Annotated in this window: 16 protein-coding genes; 2 read left to right on the top strand and 14 right to left on the bottom strand. The window is 37.4% G+C overall.

Annotated features, from left to right (window positions below):
* Window positions 1-7 precede the first annotated feature (7 nt).
* The 4 genes from K0R93_RS10560 to arcA all read right to left on the bottom strand — a co-directional run bounded on the left by K0R93_RS10560 (window position 8) and on the right by arcA (window position 3,272).
* Window positions 8-451, bottom strand: coding sequence for a MarR family winged helix-turn-helix transcriptional regulator (locus tag K0R93_RS10560; RefSeq protein ID WP_300300978.1), 444 nt, complete (start codon window positions 449-451; stop codon window positions 8-10).
* Between the two features lie 176 nt (window positions 452-627).
* Window positions 628-915, bottom strand: a complete 288-nt coding sequence (locus K0R93_RS10555) for a hypothetical protein (protein ID WP_300300976.1) — start codon at window positions 913-915, stop codon at window positions 628-630.
* 68 nt (window positions 916-983) lie between these two features.
* Window positions 984-1,634 carry a potassium channel family protein gene (locus K0R93_RS10550; protein WP_300300973.1) on the bottom strand — a complete coding sequence of 217 codons (651 nt, stop codon included), beginning with the start codon at window positions 1,632-1,634 and terminating at the stop codon, window positions 984-986.
* A 408-nt stretch (window positions 1,635-2,042) separates the two neighbouring features.
* Window positions 2,043-3,272: an arginine deiminase gene (gene arcA, locus K0R93_RS10545; RefSeq protein ID WP_300300970.1), complete on the bottom strand. Its 1,230-nt coding sequence runs from the start codon at window positions 3,270-3,272 to the stop codon at window positions 2,043-2,045.
* Between the two features lie 123 nt (window positions 3,273-3,395).
* On the opposite strand from arcA, the gene K0R93_RS10540 reads away from it, so the two are divergent.
* A complete protein-coding gene (locus K0R93_RS10540) occupies window positions 3,396-4,136 on the top strand; it encodes an N-acetylmuramoyl-L-alanine amidase family protein (protein WP_300300968.1) in 741 nt (246 codons plus the stop codon).
* Here the strand turns inward: K0R93_RS10540 and K0R93_RS10535 are convergent.
* On the bottom strand, window positions 4,133-4,780 hold the full coding sequence (locus tag K0R93_RS10535; protein WP_300300966.1) for a hypothetical protein: 648 nt from the start codon (window positions 4,778-4,780) through the stop codon (window positions 4,133-4,135). The genes K0R93_RS10540 and K0R93_RS10535 overlap by 4 nt on opposite strands.
* 225 nt (window positions 4,781-5,005) lie before the next feature.
* On the opposite strand from K0R93_RS10535, the gene K0R93_RS10530 reads away from it, so the two are divergent.
* Complete coding sequence (locus K0R93_RS10530; RefSeq protein WP_300300964.1) at window positions 5,006-5,698, top strand: DUF421 domain-containing protein; 693 nt, start codon at window positions 5,006-5,008, stop codon at window positions 5,696-5,698.
* Window positions 5,699-5,744: 46 nt separating this feature from the next.
* Here the strand turns inward: K0R93_RS10530 and K0R93_RS10525 are convergent, their stop codons facing one another.
* From K0R93_RS10525 to K0R93_RS10485, 9 genes are all read right to left on the bottom strand, one after another.
* A complete protein-coding gene (locus K0R93_RS10525; protein WP_300300961.1) occupies window positions 5,745-6,557 on the bottom strand; it encodes a TIGR00266 family protein in 813 nt (270 codons plus the stop codon).
* A gap of 311 nt (window positions 6,558-6,868) precedes the next feature.
* Entirely contained in the window at window positions 6,869-8,356 is a 1,488-nt protein-coding gene (locus tag K0R93_RS10520) for a UxaA family hydrolase (RefSeq protein WP_300300959.1), read from the bottom strand.
* 27 nt (window positions 8,357-8,383) lie between these two features.
* The gene (gene uxaC, locus K0R93_RS10515; protein WP_300300957.1) at window positions 8,384-9,790 is read right to left on the bottom strand and encodes a glucuronate isomerase; all 1,407 of its coding nucleotides are present in this window, start codon (window positions 9,788-9,790) and stop codon (window positions 8,384-8,386) included.
* 44 nt (window positions 9,791-9,834) lie between these two features.
* Window positions 9,835-11,283, bottom strand: coding sequence for a tagaturonate reductase (locus tag K0R93_RS10510; protein ID WP_300300954.1), 1,449 nt, complete (start codon window positions 11,281-11,283; stop codon window positions 9,835-9,837).
* Window positions 11,284-11,394: 111 nt separating this feature from the next.
* A complete protein-coding gene (locus tag K0R93_RS10505; RefSeq protein ID WP_300300952.1) occupies window positions 11,395-12,405 on the bottom strand; it encodes a LacI family DNA-binding transcriptional regulator in 1,011 nt (336 codons plus the stop codon).
* 157 nt (window positions 12,406-12,562) lie between these two features.
* Complete coding sequence (locus K0R93_RS10500; protein WP_300300950.1) at window positions 12,563-14,521, bottom strand: TRAP transporter permease; 1,959 nt, start codon at window positions 14,519-14,521, stop codon at window positions 12,563-12,565.
* A gap of 133 nt (window positions 14,522-14,654) precedes the next feature.
* Window positions 14,655-15,152 (bottom strand): DUF1850 domain-containing protein, encoded by a 498-nt coding sequence (locus tag K0R93_RS10495; RefSeq protein WP_300300948.1) that lies wholly within the window; start codon window positions 15,150-15,152, stop codon window positions 14,655-14,657.
* Window positions 15,153-15,194: 42 nt separating this feature from the next.
* Window positions 15,195-16,202, bottom strand: coding sequence for a TAXI family TRAP transporter solute-binding subunit (locus K0R93_RS10490; RefSeq protein WP_300300946.1), 1,008 nt, complete (start codon window positions 16,200-16,202; stop codon window positions 15,195-15,197).
* Between the two features lie 774 nt (window positions 16,203-16,976).
* Complete coding sequence (locus tag K0R93_RS10485) at window positions 16,977-17,816, bottom strand: hypothetical protein (RefSeq protein WP_300300941.1); 840 nt, start codon at window positions 17,814-17,816, stop codon at window positions 16,977-16,979.
* Window positions 17,817-17,854 lie beyond the last annotated feature (38 nt).

The raw sequence follows: 17,854 nt of genomic DNA, 5'->3' as shown, positions 1-17,854 counted from the left end.
TGTTCTCTTATACAAAGTTGTTAATAACTTTTAGCAAATACTTTCTTAAATCTGCTATCTCTTCCTCTGAAAAATCCTTTAACCCTTTCTTCATGGTTTCACTACTTAAGGAATCAAGGGTTCCCATAAGCGCTATGGATTTGTCCGTTAGCACGATAATTTTTGATCTTCTATCATTAGGATTTTCTACCCTTTGTACCCAGCCTTGGTCGGTAAGCCTTTGAATAATGCCAGATATGGTAGGGCGGTCTGCATATACCCGCTCTGCAATAGTTGCTGGTGTAAGATCTGCTTTTTTATCACCTTTGCTTTCGTTGCAAAATATTTCTCTAAGAACGGCAAACTGAGGCGAGGTGAGACCTACATCACCCAATCTATTGTTTAATTCCCATTTGGTTAGTCTAGCAGCCTTATTAATGAGGTATCCCACATCATTCATTGTTCTTTCCATGTAATGACAACCTCCCAAAGAAATTTTGCTACTCCAATATAATTAGCATGCTAATTATATTTATTCATAACTATTAGTATACTAATTATATTGTAAATGTCAAGCGTTAACACGAAATATTAAACAGGCACACTGTTTTATAGTATAAAAAAGTCAGCAGTATTATTGCTGACTTTTTAAGTCTTTTGTGAATTATCAATCTTTTCTTTCACTTTATGACGTTCTAAAAACTCAGAAACCTGCTGCATTTCATTCTCATTCATTTCATATCCGTGGACGATCATTCCTTCTTCAAGCAGCTCCACATAATCTAGATGCAGATCATCATCCTTGGTATAAACTGCCAGCACATATGGATCTTCAAGATCCCAGCGATTGCTAATATCCTTATCAAGTTCAACGTCTAAGGTCACTTCCACTGATTCATCAAAATAGGTCATTTCCCTAATTTTGTTTATTTTCATGGGCAATCTACTCCTTAAAGTATTCTATTTATAGAATGCCCCTTGTTGACCATATATATAAATTTCCTTTAGTCAATTAAATCTAATTTTTTCAGTTCCTCCTTATATCCAATGACAACCAAGACATCACCTTTCTGAATAATATCTCCAGGTTTTGGTGCACTATTTAATACATCTCCTCGTTTTATGATCAATACATGAATCCCATACTTTTTTCTCAAGTTTAACTCTTTTAAGCTTCTCCCTTCCCATTCTTTCATAGCGGCAATTTCCAAAATACTATAATTTGATGCCAATTCAATATTGTCCAGTATATTTGCAGACATAAGATTATGGGCTACACGAATACCCATATCGCGCTCGGGAAACACCACTCTATCTGCACCGATTCTATAGAGTACTTTGGCTTGAAGCTCATTCAATGCCTTTGCTACTACAAACTTCACCCCAAGTTCCTTTGCCATTAGGGTCACAAGAATAGAAGATTGAATATCGGACCCAATGGCTACAATTGCCACATCAAAATTTCTGATTCCTAAGGACTTGATTGATGTCTCATCCGTTGCATCCACCTGAACAGCATGGGTGACAAAGTCGCTTATTTCTTGTATTGCATCTTCATCCCTATCAATAGCTAACACATCATATCCTGCTTCATACAAGGTTTTTGCAACACTAGATCCAAACCGTCCACACCCAATTACTATAAACTGTCTCATATAAGCACCCCTTTATGAAATATTTCTACCTGTTGAATCAGTATTTTGTCCCGATTACCTTTATTTAAACCTAGCATTATACCCATACTTCCTTACCTTATCTATGATCAAAAGACCCTATAAAATAAAAGACCCCTAACACAATCTTATCTAAATAGATAAAACTATGCTAAAGGTCTTACTTCTTCGAAAAACCAAAGGATAAAGCCAGACGGTTATTCATACCATCGGTTGTTGACTTTATCAACCCAATCGGGCAGCTACTCCCCTTTAACAGGAAAACATAATAGATTTCCATAATAATATATCATATTTAATGGTTAATCTCAATAATTTACCCACAGGGTCTATCCCTACGATTCATAGATTTTACTTATAGATACTTATAACCCACAGCCATACATATAACTACGATTGAATATCATCCCGTAATAGCGGCATACTCATACATCGTGGACCGCCTCTCCCTCTAGACAATTCATAGGAGTCAAACTCTAGCACTTCGACCCCATTTTTTCTTAAAGCCTGATTTGTTATATAATTGCGGTCATAACATACAACTTTACCTGGTGCAATGGCCAGTGTATTACTTCCATCACTCCATTGTTCTCTTCCAGCAGCAATATAGTCCCCATCACCACATCGAATCAACCGAACCGCTGGTAGGTTAAGATATTTTTTAAGTATATCCTCAAGCTTGCTCGCTTCGTATGAGATATGAAAAGCATCCCCCCTCTTCCGTTTAATGCTATAAACATCTAGGGGTTCCTCTATTCCCGGGTAGATCGTAAATTTATCGCAATCTACCATAGTAAATACTGTATCGAGATGCATATATGCCCTAGTCTTAGGGATATCAAAAGCTAATACAACCTCAAAGGATTCATCAGATTTCAATAGATTCTCAGATACCTTTTCGACGGCGATTGGGTCTGTTCGCTCACTAATGCCTATAGCTACAATTTTTTCTGATAACACCAAAATATCACCGCCCTCAATTGGGTGGGTTTTATCTCTGTTGTACCACCTAGATACTCCCTTAAAACTTGGATGGTGATCAAATAGATATTTCGCAAAAAGTGTTTCACGATTACGTGTCGTTGATGACATAACATTTAAGCTGATACCATTTCCAATAGAAGCAAAGGGATCCCGTTGGAAATATAAATTGGGGATAGGATCTAGATAGAAGGGATAAGGATTTTTTACCATATCTCCAAGTGCTTTCGGTTTAATATGCTTTAACTCCTCTTTCCGAACGCCTTCGATGCACTTGTCTATCATCTCTTTTGGTCCCATTGGATCAAAATATTCCTGTAATGCGTCTTGGAGTCCAGGCGTAGTGACTCTACCCTCCATCATGAAATCAAATAAAAATTTCTTTCTTACTTCACAATTCTCCAGTACCTCCGCCATCAAATCTGTTAGGTATATTACGTCTACCCCTTCATTTCTCATGATTTGGGCAAATTGATCGTGTTCTTTCTGCGCCTGTTTTAGATATGCAATTTCATCAAATAATAACCGTCTTAAATAATCTGGTACGATATTTTCAATCTCCCCACCTGGCCGATGAAGCAGTACCCTTTTCAACTTTCCAACTTCATTTTTCACGTGGATGCTAGGACTAGAATGCATACAATCTCTCCCTTTTTCTTATCTTATGCATTCTAGTTTTCCCTCTTTTTTCTTTATTATGAAGCATTATTGCTGGAATTTTGCATAGGATATATGGTTAAAACGCTGTGAAGGGTGAGTTCAATGGCAAGAAAGATTATTTTGATTCATGTAAATTTTCGCATTGTAGCTGTATTATCTTTTGTTCTTATACTGCTGATAGGATCTTTACTTCTAAACAATCACTTTGAATTTATTCAAACCTTATCCAATATGGCTTACACCCACACCGTTGTTATCGATCCTGGACATGGCGGCATAGACTGTGGGACATCTCAAGGAGATGTCCTTGAAAAAGACTTGAATCTTAGGTTAGCATTAAGAATCAAAACACTACTACAAAAACAGAAAGTTAAAGTAATACTTACAAGAAGCAAAGACATATCGCTTGAAGACCAAAGCCATCTTACAGCCACAAGATACAAACGAGATTTAGATGCTAGAAAGAACATCATCAACAACAGTAGTCCTGACCTTTTTGTCAGCATCCATACAGATGCCCGTCCAGATGAGCCCACTGCCTGCGGAATAGGGATTTTTTATTTTCCAAGATCTCAAAACAGTAAAAGAATTGCAGAAAACGTCCATAAGACGATTGAGGAAATCATATATAAAAATCACCTGGGTCAAACAGAAAAGATAATCCCTATTGCCCCTGGAGATTACTATATTTTGCGGGAAACCAAACCACCAGGAATTCTCATTGAGACAGGTTTTTTGACCAATAGCAAAGATTTCTATCGATTGCAAAATGAAGCGTATCAAGCTCAGTTAGCCTTAGCCATAAGCAAAGGTATCATCTATGCATTAAGAAATAGCTATTAACCATTATTTTTATATTTGCACTTATTTTCTAAGTAGTTGAAAAAATATCTTAGCCAGGGCGTTTGTTGTGGTGTAATCTCCGGCAGATTTGTCAAGGGAGCCCAAAACAATTTAACTTTACAGTTTTCTAAGCTGTATTCCCAATATTTCGGCGTTTCCTCTTCACATATTAGATGGTAAAAATATCTTCGACTGCTTTGGGTAAGGGATTTCGTTGGAACCCAACCTATAATCTGATAGGACAGATTATTTTCCTCTAATGATTGATCATATTCAATATACTCAACTTGGGTGAAATCCCCTTTTCTTCGAATCCCTGTTACCGTACAACCTCTACTTAACTCAGCCCTTCCATTACTCTCATAATCCGGTTTATTATATGCCTTAGTTTGATTCAGAACAATATGTCGATCCATTGGAAGCTCTAGGTCTAGGTAGCTAATAAGCTTCTTTAGCTTTAGCTGACTTAGGCCAGTGACCCCTTTCACTTCTCTTATAACGGCTTGCTGGTATGCTTCTCCATCATCAACAATTCCCACAGGAATCTTTATCCCCCCACATTGATCATCCATGAATAACAACTCCATTTTTCCGTAATTCTCCCTCGTAATAAATCCCGTCATCATTTCTAACACTTCATTCATAATCTATCCCCCTACCATCCATTCGTTCCCATAGCATGCCCAACACCATTCAAAGTACGATCATAAATATATATAATTCTGCAAAATCCATTTTTTCCCTCTAATCATTCAATATTCTCGAATGATAATTTGTAAAATAATTCTAAATTTGTAGAATCATTAAAAAAAATCGATTATATCTTATTGCCTTATGGGAAACTAATATATAGAAAGGAGGATATCTGTATGGATCTATCGCGCTTGTCTCATCTAGTCATGACCCTAACAATTGGTTTGGCTGCCTTGCTTGTTTCGACAAACATTATCGGTAAAGTTCAGCTTGGGCAAGCAACACCTTTCCATTTTATTTCAGCCCTTGTATTAGGAGAACTGCTAGGTAATGCGGTTTATGATCAAGAAATCAGTATCACGTATATCCTGTTTAGCATTGCTTTATGGACAATGCTTATGTATATCATCGAGATAATTACACAGAAATTCAGACGTAGCCGGGGATTTTTTGAAGGACAGCCTTCGATTATTATTCGTAATGGTAACATAGACATAGAAGAGTTGAAGAAAAACAACATGGATATCAATGAAATACAACGATTACTGCGGGATAACGGTGTATTCTCCATTCGGCAAGTAGAATATGGGATTTTGGAGCCAGGCGGTACAATTAGCGTTCTCAAAAAGTGGCAGTATACATCACCAACCAATGAAGACTTGAATATATCTCAAAAGCCTGTTTTTCTACCGATTGCATTGATTGCGGATGGAGAGATTTTAAAAGAAAATCTAGCTACCATAGGTCATGATGAAAAGTGGTTAATGGATCAAATAAAAATGCACAATTTAAGTAGAATGGAGGATGTTTTTTTCGCCGAGTGGCAGCAAGACGAGGGATTACATGTGATTTCTTCTAAGAAAAGATAAAGCCCATGCTCATTATTGAATGAACATGGGCTTATTCTCTTCATTTCTAATCTCCATCAATAAAATTCCCAAGACCCCCTAATACATCTAACACACTGCCTTCTCCTTTGGACTTTCCACCCATCCTGCTTCGAGAAGCAGAAAACATTCTATCTGCTAGTCTACTGAATGGCAGGGACTGAAGCCATACTTTTCCTGGGCCGGTTAGTGTTGCAAAAAATAGACCTTCCCCTCCAAACAACGCACTTTTCACACCTCCAACAAACTGGATATCATAATCCACTTCACTTGTTAGTGCAACAAGACAACCCGTATCTACCCTCAGTGTCTCACCATGCTTCAATTCTTTTTCAATAATCGTACCTCCTGCATGGAGAAAAGCAAGGCCGTCTCCTTCTAGTTTCTGCATAATAAAACCTTCTCCGCCAAAAAGACCAGCACCAATCTTCCGCTGAAATGCAATACTTACCGAAACACCTTTTGCAGCACACAGAAAGGCATCTTTTTGACAAATCATTTGTCCTCTATATTGCTGCAGATCTAGGGGAATAATCTTGCCAGGATAAGGTGCTGCAAATGATACTCTCTGTTGAGACACTGCTCTATTCGTAAAGGCTGTCATAAATAGGCTCTCACCCGTAATCACTCTTTTTCCTGCTCCCAACAATTTGCCCATTAATCCACCCTGACCATCTCTGTCTGATCCATCTCCAAAGATCGTTTCCATCTGGATTCCTTGCTCCATATACATCATGGCACCTGCTTCTGCAATGATACTTTCATGCTGATCTAGGACAATTTCCACAAACTGCATATCATCTCCATAAATCTGATAATCTACCTCATGGGCCTTTAGCATACAAATCCACCTCTTTCTATTTGCTATCAATTTACATATACGTTTGTTTATGAGAAATGTCTGAATAATTTTGCTTCTATTATATCTCACAGTGCAGAAAACTGCCTACTTTCATAGGCAGCTTTCATTTCAATTATTTTCCCATTAGTGATACCTTCTTGCTTCCCATAGCCTCACCCTTAGTTATTAAGAATTGGAAATATATACCATTACAACAATAAAATATAATAAGAGAGATAGGAAATTTCACCTATCTCTCTGCTCCACCATGTACTTAATTCCTTATTTCATAAATACTTATTTATCTCGTATTAAAGGGTCACACCTGTTTTGAATATAGCAATCTCTCTAAATTGGTTTTTCTCGTTGTTTACCAGCTCACCATTTGCAACCTCTACAATGTAATCAATAAATGCAGCTAAAACACCCTCCATGGATTGGTCTTCTACAAGGACTCCTGCATTAAAGTCTATCCAGTTTTTCTTTCTATTGTACAGTTCAGTGTTTGAGGCAATCTTCATCGTTGGCACAAAGCAACCAAAAGGAGTTCCTCTTCCAGTGGTGAACAGAACGATGTGGCAACCTGCTGCTGCTAAAGCCGTGGCAGCAACTAGATCATTTCCAGGGGCGCTTAAAAGATTCAGACCCCTTTCCTTTATTGTCTCACCATATTTCAGTACATCTACTACTTTAGAATGCCCAGCCTTTTGGGTACATCCCAGGGATTTGTCTTCAAGGGTAGTAATTCCACCCTTTTTATTTCCCGGGGAAGGATTTTCATAAACAGGCTGATTGTTTGCTAAGAAATACTCCTTAAAATCATTGATTAAATCTACGATCTTGTGGAAAGTTTCTTCGTCCTTAGCTCTCTCCATTAACAAGGTTTCTGCCCCAAACATTTCTGGTACTTCTGTAAGGACACTGGTGCCGCCTTGGGCAATTAGATAATCTGAAAGCTCCCCAAGTAAAGGATTGGCTGTAATACCTGAAAGACCATCAGATCCGCCACATTTTAAACCTACTTTTAGTTCAGATAGAGGCACTTCTTCTCTTCTGTCATTTTTCATGACATCAAAGATTTCTTTGATTTGCTTTACGCCTTCTTCGATCTCGTCCTCTACTTCCTGGGTCACTAAAAATTTGATTCTTTGCTCATCCACTTCACCAAGAAATTCCTTAAACTCTGCAACCTGATTGTTTTCACAACCAAGGCCAAGTACCAAAACACCGCCGCAGTTCGGGTGCTTCACTAACCCCCGTAAAATCTTCCTTGTATTTTCGTGATCATCTCCCAACTGAGAGCAACCATAATTATGCTTATATACTTCGATATGGTCAATGGAGTGGACATCTACTTCTCTCTTGAAGGTATCTACAATCATTTGCCCTGTTCCATTCACACAGCCAACAGTGGGGACAATCCATAACTCATTTCTAATACCTACACTGCCATCTTTCCTTTTGTAACCCATAAAAACCCGATCTTCTTTTTGAATATCTCTATCCGCTAGTTTTTGATCAAATGAGTATTCGATTGTGCCACTAAGCTTTGTTTTTGCATTGTGGACGTGAATATGTTCTCCTAACGCAATATCTTCTAAAGCGAACCCTATCGGCTGACCATATTTGATGATTCCCTCATTTTTCTTGATATCCTGAATGGCGATCTTATGACCTTTTGGTATATCTGCTTTTACTGATATCGTTTTATCACCGAATTCAATGATTTCCCCTGCGCTATAATCTCTTAGCAAAACGAAAACATTGTCTTCAGTATGAATCTTTATAAACTCTTTCATCTATGCCACTCCTTATCTAAGGATTAATTATTCTTGAAATCCAAAGTAGTTATTTGCATTGTTGTAACATATATTTTTCACCATTTTCCCTAATAAGTCCATGTCTGCTGGTGCTTCGCCATTCTCTACCCATTCACCCAATAAGTTGCAAAGGATTCTTCTAAAATACTCATGGCGTGTATAGGACAAAAAGCTTCTTGAATCCGTCAACATACCCACAAATCTACTGATAAGACCCACGTTGGATAAAGCAATCATCTGACGGATCATCCCATCCTTTTGATCATTAAACCACCAGCCTGAGCCAAATTGAATCTTTCCAGGAATACCGCCTCCTTGGAAAGAGCCAATCATCGTTGCCAGCACTTCATTGTCCCTAGGATTCAAGCAATAAAGGATTGTTTTTGGCAGCTCATCTGTTGAATCCAAGGCATCTAGGAATTTGGCCAAAGCTTCAGCGAATGTATAATCTCCAATGGTATCAAACCCAGTATCCGGTCCCAATATATTCATCATTCTTGAATTTACATTTCGAATGGTTCCAATATGCACTTGCATTACCCATCCAAGCTTTGCATATTCTCTACCTAAAAACAAGAGCACCTGGGTCTTATATTTTCTGACTTCAGATTCAGTTAATTTTTCTCCTTTTAAACCCTTTACAAAAATATCATTAACCTCAACTTCCGTTCCTTCTTCAAATACAATAGGATCCATGGCATGGTCTGATACCCTGCAGCCTAAGTCATGAAAGAACTGGATTCGCGCACCTAAAGCATTTAACAAATCCCTGAAGGATGTGATTTCATTTCCGACTGCTTGCTCTAGCTTACTAACCCAATCCTGGAAACCATTCTTCTCAATACTTACTCCTTTATCGGGGCGAAGGGTTGGAAGAACTTTTACATCAAATGTCTCATCGTCTAGGATTGCTTTATGGTATTCAAGACTATCTACTGGATCGTCTGTAGTACATATGACTTTTACATTGGATCTTTTGATTAATTCTTGTGCCGTAAACGCTTCCGTCTCAAGTAAGGCATTGCATTCTTGCCAAATCTGCTCTGCGGTCTGTGGACTTAACAATGTATCTATCCCAAAGTATCTCCTTAACTCTAAATGGGTCCAATGGTATAATGGATTTCCGATGGTATTTGGTACTGTCTCAGCCCACTTTAGAAATTTTTCCTTATCCGCTGCATCACCTGTAATATATCTTTCATCAACACCATTGCTTCTCAATGCCTTCCACTTATAGTGATCACCACCAAGCCAAATCTCAGTAATATTCCTATAGCGTTTATTTTCCGCGATCTCTCTTGGATTTAAGTGACAATGGTAATCAATGATTGGCATATCCTTTGCATATTCATGATAAAGTTTTACAGCCGTCTCATTGTTTAATAAAAAGTTTTCATCCATAAACTTTTTCATCGTATGTCCTCCTGTATTTTATAGATTTTGACTGGTGTTGTACATTATTTCTCAAAATTATCTACAGCATCTTTCATGCCTTTTTCCAAAATCAGTTCTAAATAATCCGTAACTTTTTGATGAAGTCCCTCAACCGTATTTAAATCTATTTCCCAATTTTTCTCATAACCCAATACAGCTTCCACAAGTTTTTCTAGTCCGTTCCTAGATCCATCATATGCGCTCCACAAGTTCTTATACAGTTCAATGATATCCTCATCATCTTTCAAATCGATTGCAACACCATTTCGTTCTCCTTTATAGAAGCCAATTAATGCCGCCAGGGAAAACACCAGTCGATTCGGCAGCCCCTCCATTAAATCTTTATATTGTAAGATGGATGGTAAAACTCTTGTTTTGAACTTGGACATGGAGTTTAAAGATATACTCATCAAATAGTGTTTGATAAATGGATTTCTAAATCTATCGATAACAGCATCGGCAAAATCCATTAATTCTTCCTTTGATAATTCGAGGGTAGGGATAATTTCGTTAAATACTGTATTCTTAATAAATTGTCCCATGATATCATCTTCTACAGATTCTCTCACCGTATCTTTGCCATATAGATAAGCAACGGGAACCATTGACGTATGGGCGCCATTTAGGATTCTAACTTTTCTTGTTCTATAAGGTGTAAGGTCATCTACGAACAATACATTCAACCCTGCTTGGTCAGCTGGAAATTCATTTTTTACCCATTGTGGTCCTTCGATCACCCATAGATGGAACGGCTCCCCTTCAACAACTAAGTTATCATCATAGCCTAATTCTTTTCTTATCTCATCAATTTTCTCTTTTGGATAGCCTGGTACTATTCTATCAACTAAGCTGTTACAGAATGTGTTTGCTTCATGAATCCATGTGATAAAGCTTTCCTCTAAATTCCATAGGTCTGCATACTTCAAAATAACCTCTTTTAATTTTTCACCATTTTTATCAATCAGCTCACAAGGAATAATAATAAAGCCTTTTCCTTTGTCCCCATTAAAAGTATTATATCTATGATACAAAAGTGCAGTTAGTTTGCCTGGAAAACTATTTTGAGGATTATCTTCTAATTTATCATTTTCGTCAAAAACAATGCCTGCTTCTGTGGTGTTGGAAACAATAAATCTCAAGTCTGGATTATTGGCAGTTCGTAAATATTCGTCGTATTGCTCGTATGGATTAATCCCCCTGCTTACCACATCAATAATATTATGTTCACTAACCACCTCGCCATTTTTAATGCCATTTAAGTAAAGAGTATATAAGCAGTCCTGTTGATTCAACATTTCTACAAGTCCATTTTTCAATGGTTGTACTACGGCTACACTCCCATTGAAATCTGTCGTCTTGTTCATTTCATAAACTGTCCAGTCAACAAATGCCCTAAGAAAGTTGCCTTCACCAAATTGCAGCACCTTCTCAACACGATTCTTTTTCTCATAAACATCATTGATTTTTTTCATATGAATTCCTCCTTAACAAATTGTTAACGTGTGCATAATTTTCAAAGTGAAGCTCATGGACTAATTCTGTCATGAGCTGACTTGTAAAAATAACTATCTCTATATTTTACTTTAATCCTTCACTTTCATTCTTCCTACAGATTCTCTAATTTGAAGCCTAGTGTTGATATGGAGTATTTCCTTGGTTACTTGTTCTCCATGAATTAGATCCAGTAGTTTTTTAGCGCCTTCTTTGCTTATTTCTTCAACGGGTCTTTTTACCGTAGTCAAAGCAGGCGATAAAAAAGGGGAGAACACATTATCATCGAATCCCATGAGTGAAATATCGTCAGGTATCTTTAACCCTTGTTCTGCAATCGCTTTCATGGCACCCACAGCCATATCATCATTAGAGCAAAAAACTGCTGTAGGGGTATCAGAATGCCTTAATAACTCCTTCATCGCCTTATAGCCGCTCTCTGAATCATATTTACCTTCTACGATAAAGTCTTTCGTAATTGTTATATTATGGTCGATAAGGGCTTGAAAAAAACCATCTTTTCTCTCTTGGGTCGATTTAAATCCTTTTTTCCCTTCAATGATTGCGAGTTTTTTATGTCCACTGTGAATTAAATATTCAACAGCTTTATAAGCACCATTACGGTCATCAGATAAGATGTTCATAATAGGCGCATCCTGTATTTCCCTATTCAATACCACAAGGGGAATATTTTTTTCTAGTATATTGTAAATAAATGAATCATCTTTGGTACTTTGGCTCATGACAATTATGCCATCAAAATGTTTTCTATTGATTGAATGAAAATCAACATAATCATCAATGCCGCTTACAATCAGCTTAAACTCCTTATGGACAATATCGTTAACCCCTCGGACAACCTCATAAAAAAAGCTGGATGATGTACCTTCATGGATTGTTGAAAAGAATAACCCAATATTGTAAGATCGGTCTAATACAAGACTTCTTGCATTATAGTTAGGTGTATAGTTTAATTCAGCCGCGATTGTTTTGATTTTCTCCTTCGTTTCCTCACTGATCAATGAACTATTATTCAATGCCCTAGAAACCGTTGTATGGGAGACACCTGCCAGCTTTGCTATATCTTTAATCGTAACACTCATGGTACCACCTCAATATCATCATAGCATATTGTGCACACGTTAACAATTGTCTTTTTAAAATATTTTTCTATGCTCTCCATGTAATTAAATAATCATAACATCCTAATATCGAAAAAAGGTTACGGGAATATCCCGTAACCTTTTCAATAGAAACAACCTATGCTATAGCCTTTCGTGTAGCCTTTGCTCTTTGCATGAAAAACGCTACAGCTAAAACTACAGCTCCAATTAAATTAAGTTTCAAGTCAGTCGTTACTAGTAGCACACCACCAACTAAGAATATACCACGTTCTATGACCGACATATTTTCTATGAAATACCCCGTTAATGCCGATGCTACACATACAATACCGATTAACGCGGTTATAATCATCACGACCATATTGGTAACGGTTACGTCAATGAGCAGCATTTCAGGACTATACACAAAGATAAACGGTATAATAAAGGCTGCGATGGCTAATCTGGATGCCTGAATACCCGTCCTCATAGGTTCTGATTTTGCAACTCCTGCTGCTGCTACTGCCGCAAGACAAACTGGCGGTGTAACGTCTGCTACTATTCCAAAATAGAAAGCAAACATATGGGCAGCCAATACAGGAACATTCAACATCATCAGAGCAGGTGCAGCGATGGTTGCAGTTATTACATAGTTCGCCGTCGTAGGCACACCAATACCTAGAATTAAAGAGGTAACCATGGTGAAGAACAATGTTAATAACAGATTACCGTCAGCAATGTTAACTAAAATAGAACCCATTTTTAAGCCTAATCCAGTCTGTGTAACTACACCGATTATAATACCAGCACAAGCACATGCGGAAATAACTGTCACTGCGCTTCTTGCACCTTTTTCAAGTCCGTCCACAATATCCTTAAAGCTTAATCTGGTCTCCTTTTTAATAGCAGCACATAAAATTGAAGCAGCAATGGCTCCTAAAGCTGCCCTCACTGGTGTATATCCTGCAATCAATAAATAGAGAACAATGAGGATTGGAATAAGGAGATGGCCTCTTTCTTTCATAATATTACCTAGCTTAGGCAACTCTTCTTTTGAAAGTCCCTTTAATCCCAATTTTTTTGCTTCAAAATGAACACCAGCCCACACCCCGAAATAATAAAGCAAAGCAGGAATAGCGGCGGCAGTAATTACTCTTACATAAGGGGTATTCGTAAATTCTGCCATTAGGAATGCTGCAGCTCCCATTATAGGTGGCATTAACTGTCCTCCTGTAGATGCAGTGGCCTCTACTGCCCCTGCAAACTCCCCTTTATATCCTAGCTTTTTCATCATAGGGATGGTAAAACTCCCCGTTCCAACAACATTTGCTACAGAGCTGCCTGTCAATGTACCCATAAGGGCACTGGAAATAACGGCAACCTTTGCAGGCCCCCCTGCAGCAAATCCTGCGATAGAATTTGCAGCGTCAATAAAGAATTCTCCCATACCGGTTTTTTCCAAGTATGCGCCAAATAAAAGAAACATAAATATGAAGGTCGAGGACACACCAATCGGGATTCCAAATATCCCTTCCGTCGTGAAAAACAATTGCTGAATTAAATCTTCTACAGCAACGCCTCGATGAGCTAACTGACCCGGAATACGAGGTCCTAGCAAAGCATATCCGATAAACAACATAGCAATGATAACCATCGGCCAGCCAATCACCCTTCTAGCTGCTTCCAATACTAGAAATACAGCGATTAAACCAATAATCATATCCATTGTCGTCACTCTTCCAGCTCTAAATACCAAGTCTTTATAAAATACGACAACATACATACAAACAGCTGCGGCTAGAATCGCCAAGCCTATATCTACTGGATGCATTTTTTCTCTAGACCATTTCTGTCTTGAAGGATACAGCAGGAATACTAAACATAATCCGAATGCTAAATGGACAGCCCTTTGCAGCATGGCGTCTAATACACCAAAAACTCCTGTATACAACTGAAATAATGTAAAGCATATCAGAATAGCAGATACTACTTTAGCTGAAATACCCTTGAGATTACGTGAATCTGAACCCTTATCGTATTTTCTTAATAGTTCATCAGTATCCTTTAAGCTAATTTCCGCTGAGGATTCAATTTCTAGCTGTTTATTTTGATCCATGTCTTATCCCCTTTCTCAGCATCTTATTTTATAAGGTAAAACGCTTACCCTTTGGATGATGTGAAATTTTGCAGTTAACCAAAATGATTCTCAAACCGCTTTTCCACAAAAGCGGTTTGAGAATAATGAATCATCAAAAAATCATATGATATTTTTTCCCTAATTTTAGCCCCCATCGATCTTCAGCGTATATTTCAACAAGATCATCTGGCTCTGCAACCAGATCTAACATCTCATAACGATCTTCTCCAATACTTATCCAATGTTCTGGAATCGGAGAGACCCTTAATTTGATTGAAGGAAAAGGGCGCTCTATTTTTAATACAAACTTATTGTTCTCCATATCAAATTGCCATTCTTCCTGTGAATAAGGCAATCCCACTCCAAAGGACTCATAAACCGTTTTATAGAGCATTAGGGTATTATCCTGCTTCACCTGGAAAAACTCTTCTGCTGGTGTTAATAAGACAGAATGAATATATCCCAAAGTAAAAACATCCTCTGGAAGAAAAAACTCTTTTTTCATATCATTGTCTACATCTTCTACAATTAATACTTTTCCATGGACCACAACCTTCGTTGATAGTATAAGGATAAGCATAATCAATAGAACGATGATCTTCTTATTCAAGAAGTTTTCTCCTCTAAAGTTCCTCAAAGTAATTCAGGCTCCTTACTTTAATAAGCCTTCTTCTTTGAAGTACTTTTCAGCACCTGGATGCAATGTTACAGACATACCTTCCAATGCTGTTTCTTTTGTGATGTTTTTACCTACGTTATGAGCAGCCACAACTCGATCCTGATTGTCGTATAAAGTCTTTACTAACTGATAAGCCAAATCTTCGCTTAAGTCAGCATTTACTGCCAACATTGCCTTAACTGTTAAAGTCTCAACATCTTCTGTTTGGCCATTATATGTATTTGCTGGTATCGTGAACTTTGTAAAGAATTTATAATCAGCTAGTAACTTATCAGCCACAGCTCCATCTACCGGCACTACATGAACTTCTCTTTGAGCACCTAAATCTTGGATCGCAGCTGTAGGTATTCCTGCTGTAAGGAATGCAACGTCTACCTGCTTATCTTTTAATCCTGCTGATGCTTCTGCAAATGAAAGGAACTTAGCATTGATATCTTTTTCAAAATCCATGCCAGCAGCAGCTATAATTTGTCTTGCATTTGCCTCAACACCACTACCGATTGCGCCAACAGCAACATTTTTACCTTTTAGGTCTGCTACTGATTTGATGCTTGGATCTGTAGTAATGATCTGAAGAGGTTCAGCATACATAGTAATCAAACCACGAATATCTGCATACTTCGCATCTTTAAACATCTCTGAACCATTCTCTGTATACCATGCAACGTCATTTTGAACAATAACTACTTCAACTTTTTTATCTTTTAATAGGTTGATGTTCGCTACAGAAGCACCTGTACTTTGTGCAGTTGCATTTACACCTTCAATGTTACCATTCCATATTTCTGCAAAGGCTCCACCTAATGGGAAATATGTACCCGCTGTACCGCCTGTCCCAATATTAACAAAAACTTGCTCTACCTTCTTTTCTGGCTCTGCTGTAGCCGCCTGCTCAGCTGGCTTACTTGTACATCCTGCAAATAGACCCATTGCCATAGTCAGTATCATTAACACCGCTATTACTTTAAATGTCTTTTTCATTATTTTTTTCCCCCTTAAGTTTTCATTTTTTAAATAAACTTACCTTCCTCTAAAAATTATGCCTCCTTTCATAGGATGTATTGCTTAAAAATTTTATTTACTTTTATTTTGTTACCGTTATTAAAATGACTATGGATTCATTTTCTTCATTTGTTTAATTATAGCATAGTAACATCTTTTTTACATCATTTTATTAATTTTTTGTAATATTACTTCAATATATAGATGTGTATTTCAAACTTTAAACTCATATGTTTTGCCTTTGCAGCTTCGTATTTTCAACGCTTATAATTATTTAAAAATCCTTTCTATCTATCACTCTTATAAATCCAATCGTCATTAAATATGCGCAATTGCATTTAAACAATAATTTTCATTCATTTTTTTATTGCGCAAGCACTTCAAGCAGACTCTTGAAAACGCTTTCTTTCTAAGCTAAACCTGAATTTATCAAGCTTATTTTATAACTTTTTAATATTACAGATACAAAGGGGACACTATAACAAATTCGACCACCCGTTATGAGTGGTCGAATTTGTTATTTACTTATATTGCATATATTTTTTCTCTTAAATCTTATTAACGAGCCATTTGTACGCTCGTAAGATCTATGATAAAGCCACCTTCTAATAAAAAAATCTAGACCCAAATTTGATTTTTCTGAAATCGTATTTTATTCAGTTTAACCCATGGCGAAATGATAAAACCCATATTCCAATCAAATGGATAATGGGTTTTTGTACATTCAAAATGCATATTATATTCGCTTAATTCCTATTCTTCTAATTCCTTTGCATATTTCATGATTCGCTCAATCATCTCATCCCTGAACTTATCAATTGCTTTAAAATCCATATTGGGGATATAGCAAGTTTCTAGGATATCATGCTCTTTCTTCCCTACTAAAACATTGGCTAAGCCTTTTGTAAGTAACTCATCGATCAAAGCTTTATCTTCTTTCAACTTATCTTCATTTTCTGCTAGGACATCCTTATCCATAAAGGAATCTACGTCAAATACCTTCATATTCTTGTTCTTGTATTTCTTACTAGCTGTGATTGCTACCTTTAACTCAGGAATCAGGATGGTCTCTATGTTGGTTTCTACCATAGGCTCGTGGTATACTTCTACAAACAATCCTTTCTTCACTGCTTCATCAACTACTTCTTCTAATACTCTTGAAGTCCCCTCTGCATAGGAGCTGTTGATATAGATGATTTTCTCCATGGTATCAACAATAGTTTCATAGTAATCTACGATACCACCGGGTGCATAGGCACTGCCAAACAAATGTCTAGTCTTGCCTTCCTTCTGCATGTGGGGTACACCCGCAGTAACTTCTGCCTTAAATTTTGTAACAGCAAAGTTAAACTTTCCTTGATCTAGTGCCTCTTTGTAGATAACCTCCATGTCATCCCGCAAAGACTTTGCAGCTGCGATGAAACGATATACTCTCTTATATAATTTTCCAAGTTTTGCTGAGATCGCTACAATTTGATCTCTGTTCTTTCTCATACCCTCTTCGTTCCAGAACTCACCGAAGTTAAGGATTTCATCAATGCCACCCGGATGTTTGGGATCGACTACATGGGCTGGTGTCTCATAAACACACATTATCATAAGATGCTTAACGATTCATATACGCTTTACTG

The organism is Anaerosolibacter sp. (assembly GCF_029240175.1).
Classification (GTDB): Bacteria; Bacillota; Clostridia; order Peptostreptococcales; family Thermotaleaceae; genus Anaerosolibacter.
The sequence above is the reverse complement of the archived record's forward strand: the minus strand, read 5'-3'. Positions and strand labels throughout refer to the sequence as shown.

What these genes read in the sequence shown, in the direction of transcription:
- K0R93_RS10560 (WP_300300978.1), bottom strand. Translation starts at nt 451, where the DNA reads ATGGAAAGAACAATGAATGATGTGGGATACCTCATTAATAAGGCTGCT.
- K0R93_RS10555 (WP_300300976.1), bottom strand. Translation starts at nt 915, where the DNA reads ATGAAAATAAACAAAATTAGGGAAATGACCTATTTTGATGAATCAGTG.
- K0R93_RS10550 (WP_300300973.1), bottom strand. Translation starts at nt 1,634, where the DNA reads ATGAGACAGTTTATAGTAATTGGGTGTGGACGGTTTGGATCTAGTGTT.
- arcA (WP_300300970.1), bottom strand. Translation starts at nt 3,272, where the DNA reads ATGCATTCTAGTCCTAGCATCCACGTGAAAAATGAAGTTGGAAAGTTG.
- K0R93_RS10540 (WP_300300968.1), top strand. Translation starts at nt 3,396, where the DNA reads ATGGCAAGAAAGATTATTTTGATTCATGTAAATTTTCGCATTGTAGCT.
- K0R93_RS10535 (WP_300300966.1), bottom strand. Translation starts at nt 4,780, where the DNA reads ATGAATGAAGTGTTAGAAATGATGACGGGATTTATTACGAGGGAGAAT.
- K0R93_RS10530 (WP_300300964.1), top strand. Translation starts at nt 5,006, where the DNA reads ATGGATCTATCGCGCTTGTCTCATCTAGTCATGACCCTAACAATTGGT.
- K0R93_RS10525 (WP_300300961.1), bottom strand. Translation starts at nt 6,557, where the DNA reads ATGCTAAAGGCCCATGAGGTAGATTATCAGATTTATGGAGATGATATG.
- K0R93_RS10520 (WP_300300959.1), bottom strand. Translation starts at nt 8,356, where the DNA reads ATGAAAGAGTTTATAAAGATTCATACTGAAGACAATGTTTTCGTTTTG.
- uxaC (WP_300300957.1), bottom strand. Translation starts at nt 9,790, where the DNA reads ATGAAAAAGTTTATGGATGAAAACTTTTTATTAAACAATGAGACGGCT.
- K0R93_RS10510 (WP_300300954.1), bottom strand. Translation starts at nt 11,283, where the DNA reads ATGAAAAAAATCAATGATGTTTATGAGAAAAAGAATCGTGTTGAGAAG.
- K0R93_RS10505 (WP_300300952.1), bottom strand. Translation starts at nt 12,405, where the DNA reads ATGAGTGTTACGATTAAAGATATAGCAAAGCTGGCAGGTGTCTCCCAT.
- K0R93_RS10500 (WP_300300950.1), bottom strand. Translation starts at nt 14,521, where the DNA reads ATGGATCAAAATAAACAGCTAGAAATTGAATCCTCAGCGGAAATTAGC.
- K0R93_RS10490 (WP_300300946.1), bottom strand. Translation starts at nt 16,202, where the DNA reads ATGAAAAAGACATTTAAAGTAATAGCGGTGTTAATGATACTGACTATG.
- K0R93_RS10485 (WP_300300941.1), bottom strand. Translation starts at nt 17,816, where the DNA reads ATGTGTGTTTATGAGACACCAGCCCATGTAGTCGATCCCAAACATCCG.